At 73.2% G+C, this 8640-nt stretch carries 7 protein-coding genes, 2 rRNA genes and 1 pseudogene; 2 read left to right on the forward strand and 8 right to left on the reverse strand.

Translation table 11 applies throughout. The annotated features are described in order from the left end of the window. Window positions 1–28 precede the first annotated feature (28 nt). Window positions 29–376: a sterol-binding protein gene (locus tag ACFYWG_RS31520; RefSeq protein ID WP_376331213.1), complete on the forward strand. Its 348-nt coding sequence runs from the start codon at window positions 29–31 to the stop codon at window positions 374–376. On the opposite strand, the gene ACFYWG_RS31525 is transcribed toward ACFYWG_RS31520, so the two are convergent. The 4 genes from ACFYWG_RS31525 to ACFYWG_RS31540 form a co-directional block, all read right to left on the reverse strand. Continuing rightward, complete coding sequence (locus ACFYWG_RS31525; RefSeq protein WP_385420575.1) at window positions 373–1290, reverse strand: ABC transporter ATP-binding protein; 918 nt, start codon at window positions 1288–1290, stop codon at window positions 373–375. The two genes, ACFYWG_RS31520 and ACFYWG_RS31525, sit on opposite strands and share 4 nt — an antisense overlap. Next, on the reverse strand, window positions 1287–2327 hold the full coding sequence (locus tag ACFYWG_RS31530) for a FecCD family ABC transporter permease (RefSeq protein WP_389204334.1): 1041 nt from the start codon (window positions 2325–2327) through the stop codon (window positions 1287–1289). Before ACFYWG_RS31530 ends, ACFYWG_RS31525 begins: the two co-directional genes overlap by 4 nt. Beyond that, the gene (locus ACFYWG_RS31535) at window positions 2324–3367 is read right to left on the reverse strand and encodes a FecCD family ABC transporter permease (RefSeq protein WP_389204336.1); all 1044 of its coding nucleotides are present in this window, start codon (window positions 3365–3367) and stop codon (window positions 2324–2326) included. The genes ACFYWG_RS31530 and ACFYWG_RS31535 overlap by 4 nt, the downstream gene beginning before the upstream one ends. Window positions 3368–3571: 204 nt before the next feature. Continuing rightward, window positions 3572–4603, reverse strand: a complete 1032-nt coding sequence (locus tag ACFYWG_RS31540) for an HAD hydrolase-like protein (RefSeq protein ID WP_376331205.1) — start codon at window positions 4601–4603, stop codon at window positions 3572–3574. Window positions 4604–4676: 73 nt separating this feature from the next. Between ACFYWG_RS31540 and ACFYWG_RS31545 the strand changes: the two genes are divergently transcribed. After that, the gene (locus ACFYWG_RS31545; protein WP_389204337.1) at window positions 4677–5969 is read left to right on the forward strand and encodes a DUF1015 domain-containing protein; all 1293 of its coding nucleotides are present in this window, start codon (window positions 4677–4679) and stop codon (window positions 5967–5969) included. A 98-nt stretch (window positions 5970–6067) separates the two neighbouring features. On the opposite strand, the gene ACFYWG_RS31550 is transcribed toward ACFYWG_RS31545, so the two are convergent. The 4 genes and pseudogenes from ACFYWG_RS31550 to ACFYWG_RS31565 all read right to left on the reverse strand — a co-directional run. After that, on the reverse strand, window positions 6068–6973 hold the full coding sequence (locus tag ACFYWG_RS31550; RefSeq protein WP_389204348.1) for a hypothetical protein: 906 nt from the start codon (window positions 6971–6973) through the stop codon (window positions 6068–6070). A 477-nt stretch (window positions 6974–7450) separates the two neighbouring features. Next, window positions 7451–8263 (reverse strand): annotated as a pseudogene (locus ACFYWG_RS31555) (hypothetical protein); the annotation flags it as partial. An 84-nt stretch (window positions 8264–8347) separates the two neighbouring features. Further along, window positions 8348–8464, reverse strand: a 5S ribosomal RNA gene (rrf, locus tag ACFYWG_RS31560). A 103-nt stretch (window positions 8465–8567) separates the two neighbouring features. Continuing rightward, window positions 8568–8640 (reverse strand): 23S ribosomal RNA (locus tag ACFYWG_RS31565); the annotation flags it as partial.

Consider the following 8640-nt stretch of genomic DNA (forward strand, 5'->3'; position numbering starts at 1 on the left):
GCGAACCGCTGCGATACCGTCGATCGCGATGGCCACGATCGAGGAGTGCCGCAGCGCACTCGACAAGCTTTCGGACAGCATGCAGCGCGCCGAAGGGGACGTCCGCGCGGCCGCGGCCCTGGACCGCTCGGTGAGCTGCCACATCACCGACCTGGACGTGACGTTCACGGGCCGGATGCGCGGCGGGCGGATCGAGGTGCACGACACCGTGCCCGGCCCGCCGCCCGGCAAGGCCGAGATCAGACTCGCCATGACCGGCGACGACCTGGTGGCGCTGGTCGGCGGCGACCTGCACTTCGCCAGGGCCTGGGGTGCGGGCCGGGTGAAGCTGCACGCGGGCGTGCGGGACCTGCTCCAGCTCAGGAAGCTTCTCTAGGGCCGGTCCGCGGCTGCGCTCGCCGCCTTCGCGGCGGCCGCGGCGCGGGCCCGGCGTGCCGCGGGCACCACCAGCGGTGTGCCGGTCTCCGGGTCGTCGATGACCTGGCAGCGCAGCCCGAAGACCTCCTCCACCAGTTCCGCCGTCACGATGTCCTTCGGCGCCCCCTCGGCGACGACCCGGCCCCCGCGCAAGGCGATGAGGTGGGTCGCGTAGCGGGCGGCGTGATTGAGGTCGTGCAGCACGGCGACGAGCGTGCGGCCCTGCTCCTCGTGCAGCTCCGCGCACAGGTCCAGCACGTCGATCTGGTGCTGGATGTCGAGGAACGTCGTCGGCTCGTCGAGCAGGAGCAGCGGCGTCTGCTGGGCGAGCGCCATGGCGATCCACACGCGCTGGCGCTGCCCGCCCGACAGTTCGTCGACGTAGCGGTCGCCGAGCTCGGCCACGCCCGTCTGCCGCATGGACTCCTGCACGACCCGCTCGTCCTCGGCGGACCACTGGCGCAGGATGCCCTGGTGCGGATAGCGGCCGCGCCCGACGAGGTCCGCGACGGTGATGCCGTCGGGCGCGATCGACGACTGGGGCAGCAGGCCCAGGGTGCGCGCGACCTTCTTCGCCGGCATCGACTGGATGACCTGCCCGTCGAGCAGGACCCGCCCCTGGTTCGGCTTGAGCATCCGCGACAGCGCCCGCAGCAGCGTGGACTTGCCGCACGCGTTGGGCCCGACGATGACGGTGAAGGAGTGGTCGGGTATCTCCACCGACAACTGCTCGGCGATCACCCGCTGGTCGTAGGCCAGGGTGACGCTCTCGGCGGACAGGCGGTTCACGGGGCTCCTTCGTTCGTTCGGTCCGCTGACGGCGCCGCTGACGCCGCTGCCGACGCCACTGCCGGCGTCCGGGGCGGGGCTCATATCCGGCCCGCCCTGCGCTCGGTGACCAGCAGCCACAGCAGGTAGACACCGCCGAGCACACCGGTGAGCACGCCGACGGGCAGCTGCTCGGCGCCGAACGCCCGCTGCGAGACCAGGTCGGCGACGACCAGCAGGGCCGCGCCCATGCACAGGGAGGGCACCAGGTTCGGCCCCGGCGAGCGGGTCAGGCGCCGGGCCAGTTGCGGAGCGGTGAGCGCCACGAAACCGACCGGACCCGCCGCGGCCGTCGCGGAGGCCGTCAGCAGCACGGCCGCCACCATCATCAGCAGCCGGACCCGCTCCACCCGCACCCCGAGCGCGCAGGAGACGTCGTCGCCCATCTCCATCATGCGCAGCCCGCGGGCGTTGACCAGGACGAGCGGCACCAGCACGGCCGTCAGCGCCAGCAGCGGCCACACCTGCTCCCAGTCGCGGCCGTCGAGGGAGCCGGTCATCCACACCACCGCACGGGCCGCGTCGATGATGTCCGACTTGGTGAGCAGATAGCCGTTGACCGCCGTGACGACGGCCGAGACGCCGATGCCGACCAGGACCAGCCGGTAGCCGTGCACGCCGCGCTTCCAGGCCAGCACGTAGATCGCGGCACCGGTGACCAGGCCGCCCGCGAGCGCCCCGAGGGCGACCTGATCGGCGGTGCCGGAGAACAGCACGATCACCGTCAGCGCCCCGGCGGTCGCGCCCTGGCCGAGCCCGAGCACGTCCGGGCTGCCCAGCGGATTGCGGGAGACGGACTGGAACAGCGCGCCGCCCAGTCCCAGCGAGGCGCCGACGAGCAGTCCGACCAGGACGCGCGGCAGCCGCAGTTCGTTGACGATGAACTCCTGGCCCGGGTTGCCCTCGCCGGCCAGGGTCCGCAGCACGTCGGCGGCCGGGATCGGGAAGTCGCCGGTGCCGATGAGCACGACGCTCCCCACGAGCGCCGCCACCACCAGCAGGAGCACGACGGTCAGGGCCCGCAGGTCCAGGCGGATCGACAGCCCGCCCGGGGTCCGCACGGCACGGTTGGTGGTCCTCACAGCTGCGCCGTCCTCCGCCGTCGTACGAGAAAGATGAACACCGGGCCGCCGATGATCGCCGTGACGATGCCCACCTGGAGCTCCGCGGGCCGGGCCACCATCCGGCCGATGACATCGGCGCCCAGCAGCAGCACGGGCGACAGCACCGCCGCGTAGGGCAGGATCCAGCGCAGGTCGGGTCCGGTGAAGGAGCGGACCACGTGCGGCACCATCAGCCCGACGAACACGATCGGTCCGCAGGCGGCGGTCGCGGCCCCGCACAGCACGGTCGCGGCCAGCATGGACAGCGCCCGCGTGCGGTTCAGGTTCGCGCCCAGGGCCCGGGCGGTGTCGTCCCCCATGGACATGGCGTTGAGCGGTCGCGCGAGAGCCAGCGCGAGGACGAAGCCGGCCAGCAGGAACGGCAGGACCTGTTCGATGGTCGCGTCGGTCGCCGCGGACAGCGAGCCCACCGTCCAGAACCGCATCTTGCCGAGCGCCGCCTGGTCCATGATCATCACGGCCTGGAGGTAGCCGTAGAGCGCGGCACTGATCGCCGTACCGGCGAGGGCCAGCCGCACCGGTGTCGCACCCCGGCTGCCGCCCAGGAACCACACCAGCGCCCCGACCGCCGCCGCGCCGAAGAAGGCGAACCACACGTACCCGGTGAGCGAGCTGACGCCGAAGTAGGTGATGGCCGTGACCACGGCCGCGGACGCGCCCGCGTTGATGCCCAGCAGCCCGGGGTCGGCCAGCGGGTTGCGCGTGAGGGCCTGCAGGACGGCCCCGGCCAGGCCGAGGGCGGCTCCGGCGAGCAGCCCGAGCACGGTGCGCGACAGCCGCTCGGCGACGACGACGTCCCCGTAGGTCCCCGAGTCCTCGAACAGGCCGTGCCAGACCTGCGCCATGGACAGCTCCTTCGCGCCGATCGCGATACTCGCCAGCGCGACGAGCACCAGGAGTGCCACGGACAGCAGCAGCCCGAAGGCGCGCACCGCCCGTCGCCGCGGGGGCGCGGGGGCGGTCTCCGCGCGCTGTTCGGGGGGACTCTCGACCAACACGCAGTTAGGTTAGCCTACCCTCGCACGCGAGCAAGATCCGGCCGCCGGGCGCCCCGCTCGGGCACCCGGCTCGCTCCCACGGGTCCCCGGCCCGCCTCCCGGCAGCCGCTCAGAAGCCCGCATGGGGACCGCCGACGGCCGCTCAGAAGCCCGCGAGGGGACCGCCCGTCAGCGCTCAGATGCCGGCAGGGGAACCGCCCCTCCTCACAGCCCCAACCGCGCCAGCGCCTTCTCCCCGTCCAGCTCGCACACGCCCTCCCCCGCGGCCGTCCACGCGGCGGCGCACAGCGCGCGCAGCCCGTCCAGCGCCTCGCCGTCCCCCTCCAGTTCCAGCCGATCGGCCCGGGCCGCCGCCGTCCAGCCGCCGCACCGGAACCCGCCGTCGCCCTCCTCGGCGACCTCGGGCTGACCGCCCAGCATCCCGCGCAGATCGGCGTCCACGTACGTCGGCCGGTGCTGCGGAGGCGCGGCGAGCAACTGCGCCCCGTCGGTCACCCCCGTGAGGACCAGCAGCGAGTCGACCTCCCCGTTGAACGCGCCCTCGATGTCCGTGTCCAGCCGGTCCCCGACCACCAGCGGCCGCTCCGCCCCCGTGCGCAGGATCGTCTCCCGGTGCATCGGCGGCAGCGGCTTGCCCGCGACCTGCGGCTCGGCGCCCGTGGCGATCCGCACGACCTCCACGGCCGCCCCGTTGCCCGGCGCGATGCCGCGCCCGCTGGGGATCGTCAGGTCGGTGTTCGACGCGAACCACGGCACCCCCCGGGCCACCGCGTAGGACGCCTCGGCGAACCGCCCCCACGGCAGATCGGGCCCGCCGTAGCCCTGCACGACCGCCACCGGCTCGTCGTCCGCCGACTCGACGGGCTCCAGCCCCCGCTCCCGCAGCGCGACCCGCAGCCCCTCACCGCCGATCACCAGCACCCGGGCCCCCTGCGGCACCTGCTCGCTGACCAGCCGCGCGACCGCCTGCGCCGAGGTGATGACATCCTCCGCGCCCGTCGGTATGCCCAGCTCCGTCAGATGCCCGGCGACCGTGTCCGGCGTCCGCAGCGCGTTGTTGGTCACGTACGCCAGGCGCATCCCGCCCTCCCGGGCCGCGGCCAGCGAATCCACGGCGTGCGCGATCGCGCTCCCGCCCGCGTACACGACACCGTCCAGGTCGAGCAACGCCGTGTCGTACGCCTCGCTCAGGGCCTGCCCACTGCCCTCGGGCCTCGTCCTGACGCTCCGGCTCATCCCGTATCGCTCCTCGTTCGGCGGCCTTTCCCCCGATCATCCCCCATGGCACCGACACCCGTACGATGCCGGGATGAAGACAGCAGGTCACTCGGAGGCAACGGCGCACCGAGGCCTGGAACTCAACCCGTTCCGAGGCCTTCGTTACGACCCCGACCGGGTCGGCAGCCTTGCCGCCGTCACATCTCCGCCGTACGACGTCGTGGTGCGCCCCGACGGCCTGCACCACCTCGAGTCCTCCGACCCGCACAACATCGTCCGCCTGATCCTCCCCCAGGCCGCCACCCCCGGCGCCCGCAACGAGCAGGCCGCCGAGACCCTGCGCCGCTGGGTGTCCGAGGGCGTCCTGACCACCGACCCGGACCCCTGCCTCTACGTCTACGAACAGCGCGACGGCGAGGGCATGCTGCAACGCGGCCTCATCGGCGCCCTGCGCGTGTCGGAGCCGGCCGAGCAGGTGGTGCTGCCGCACGAGGACGTCATGCCGCACGTGGTCGCCGACCGCGCGGACCTGATGCGGGCCACCTCGGCCAACCTCGAACCGCTGCTGCTCACCTACCGGGGCAACGGCACCACGACCGCCACCGCTGACCTGATCGAGCGCACCGCCGGCGGGCCGCCCCTGCTGGAGACCACCACCGAGGACGGCTTCCGCCACCGACTGTGGTCGCTCACCGACCCCGCCGACCTGGCCGCGGTCCGGTCCGACCTGGCCCGCCAGCAGGCACTCATCGCCGACGGCCACCACCGCTGGGCGACCTACCGCCGCCTCCGCGCGGAGCATGCCTCTCCCAGCCCGTGGGACCACGGCCTGGTCCTCCTGGTCGACACCGCCCGCTACCCCCTGCGGGTCCGCGCCATCCACCGCCTCCTGCACGGCCTCCCGGTCGGCACCGCCGTGGCCGCCCTGCGGGGCCACTTCCGCCTGCGGCGCCTCGAAGTGCCGCTGCCGGAAGCCCTGGAGACACTGGCGGACGCGGCCTGCGCGGGCAACGCCTTCCTGCTCGCCGGCGACGGCGCCTTCCACCTGGCCGACCGTCCGGACCCGGCGCTGCTGGACCGCACGATCCCCGCCGACCGCCCCGCCGCCTGGCGCACCCTGGACGCGACCGTCCTGCACGCCACGCTCCTCAAGCACGTCTGGCACATCCCCGAGGACTCCCCGGACCGCATCGCCTACATCCACGACACGGCCGCCACGGTCGAGAAGGCGGAACGCGACGGCGGCACGGCGGTGCTCATGCACCCGGTGCGCGAGGAGGTCGTCCGCGACCTGGCCCGCCAGGGCGTGACGATGCCCCGCAAGTCCACGTCGTTCGGCCCGAAGCCGGCCACGGGGCTGGTCCTGCGCGCGCTGGACCTCTGACCCTGCGGCCCCGTCCGGCAGCATCCGGACTCGGACATGCGAAGGGGGCGGGCCCCGGCCGGGACCCGCCCCCTTCGCATGCGCTGGTGCCGGTTCGGTCAGTCCTTCTTCTCGGACTCGTCCGCAGAACCGGCCCCGTCCTCGGCGTCGTCGGCGTCCTCGGCGTCGTCGGCGTCCTCGGCGTCGTCGGCGTCTTCGGAGCTCTCGACGCGGTCCGCCTCCCCGGTCTCGTCGGCATCGACGTCGGCATCGACATCGCGCTCGTCGTCATCGGCATCGGCATCGGCATCGGCATCGACGTTGTCGTCCTCGACGTCGTCGTCCTCGACCATGACGTCGACGAACTCCACGCCGTCCAGCTCGGCGAGCCGGTCGGAGGCGTCCGTGCTGCCGTCCCGGTCGGCCTCGACGGCCTTGGCGAACCAGTCCCGCGCCTCGGTCTCACGCCCGGCCGCGAGCAGCGCGTCGGCGTAGGCGTAGCGCAGACGAGCGGTCCACGGCTGCACGGAGTTGGCGGCCAGCTCGGGGCTCTGCAGCGTCACGATCGCCGCGTCCAGCTGCCCCATGTCGCGCCGGGCGCCGGCCGCGACGAGACGCATCTCGACCTGCCCGGCCTTGTCGAGCTTGTGCACCTCGGGCGCACCGGCCATGTCGAGCGCCTTCTCCGGGCGCCCGAGACCCCGCTCGCAGTCGGCCATGACGGGCCACAGGTCGATGTTCCCGGTCATCCGCTTGGCGGCCCGGAACTCGGCCAGCGCCTCGCCGTACTTCTGGCTGGCGTACGCGGCGAAGCCTGCGGCCTCCCGCACGGCGGCGACACGCGACGCCAGCCGCAGCGCGACCCGGGAGTACCCGTAGGCACCCTCGGGGTCCTCGTCCAGCAGCCTCGCGACCATCACCAGGTTCCGGGCGACGTCGTCGGCGAGCGTCTTGGGCAGGCTCTGCAGCTCCTGCCGTACGTCCTTGTCGATCTCCTCGCCCGTGACGTCCTCCGGGATCGGCAGCCGCTTGATGGGCTCCCTGTCCCGCTCGCGCTCGTCACGGAACCGCCCGCCACCGCGTCGGTCGTCGCCACGTCGGTCGTCACGGCGGTCGTCACGGCCACGGAACCCTCCGGGGCGCCCGCCCCGGTCGTCGCGACGGGGGCCGCGACCGGGGCGGTCGTCACGCCCGCGGAAGCCACCGCGGTCGCCGCGTTCACCGCGGTTGTCGTCACGTCGGAAGTCGCCACCACGGTCGGTGCGCGGGCCGTCCTCGCGGCGGAACGGGGGACGCCCGCCCCGGCCGGCGTCATCGCGCCGGAACCCACCACGGTCCCCGCGGTCGTCCCCACGCCGCTCGTCCCGCCCCCGGAACCCACCGCGGTCGTCACGGCGGAACCCGCGGTCGCGGTCATCACCACGCCCACCGCGGTCGCGGTCATCGCCGCGGAAACCACGGTCGCGGTTGTCACCGCCGCGGTAGCCGCGGTCATCACGGCGGTCGTCGCGCCGGTCATCACGGCGGTCGTCGCGGCGGGGGTACCCGCCACGGTCGCCGTCGCGCCTGTCATCGCGCCTGTCGTCCCGGCGCTCGTCGCGCCGGAAGCCGCCACGCGGTCCACGGTCGTCGCCACGTCGGTCGTCCCGGCGGTCGTCTCGCCGGCCGTACGCGCCGCCCCCACCGCCACGGTTGTCGTCACGACGGCTGTCGTCCCGGCGGAAACCGCCGCGCTCACCCCGGTCGTCACGACGCTCCGCACGCTCGTCGCGGCGGAAGGCAGGACGGTCGCCACCCCGCTCGTCACGACGGAAGGGGGGACGGTCACCGCTCCGCTCGTCGCGACGGAAAGCAGGACGGTCGCCACCCCGCTCGTCACGACGGAAGGGGGGACGGTCGCCGCCGCGCTCGTCTCGACGGAAAGCAGGACGGTCACCGCTCCGGTCGTCACGACGGAACGTGGGGCGGTCCCCCCGGTCGTCCCGGCGCGGACCGCGATCCCGGTCGTCCCGCCGGCCGTACCCGCCGCCCCCACCGCCACGGTTGTCGTCACGACGGCTGTCGTCCCGGCGGAAACCGCCGCGCTCACCCCGGTCGTCCCGGCGTCCGTAGCCGCCACGGTCGTTGTCCCGGCGGAAGCCGCCACGGTCACCGCGGTCTCCACGATCGCCGCGGTCCCCGCGCTGAGGGCCGCGGAAGCCGCGGTCGCCCCGGTCCCCCTCCCGTCGCCGCTGGTCGCGCTCCGGTCGGTCGTCGGGAGAGTTGGTGGACATGGTGACTCCTGTCTTCGGTACCGCAAAGTCATTCTCGCGCAACCGGGTGCCCAGCGCGCACTGCAAAAACAAAAAAGGACCCTTGGCCCCAGCTGAACGCTGGGACCAAGGGTCCTTCCAAAGATTGTTCGGCGGCGTCCTACTCTCCCACAGGGTCCCCCCTGCAGTACCATCGGCGCTGTAAGGCTTAGCTTCCGGGTTCGAAATGTAACCGGGCGTTTCCCCTACGCTATAACCACCGAAACCCTAATGGTTTCGAGCGAACAAGCACACTCTTCAATTGTGTTCTGCTCGAAGCCGACAACTGTTCGTTGTCTCAGAACTAACACAGTGGACGCGAGCAACTGAGGACAAGCCCTCGGCCTATTAGTACCGGTCAACTCCACACGTTACCGTGCTTCCATATCCGGCCTATCAAC

The organism is Streptomyces sp. NPDC003456, assembly GCF_042878735.1.
Taxonomy (GTDB): domain Bacteria; phylum Actinomycetota; class Actinomycetes; order Streptomycetales; family Streptomycetaceae; genus Streptomyces.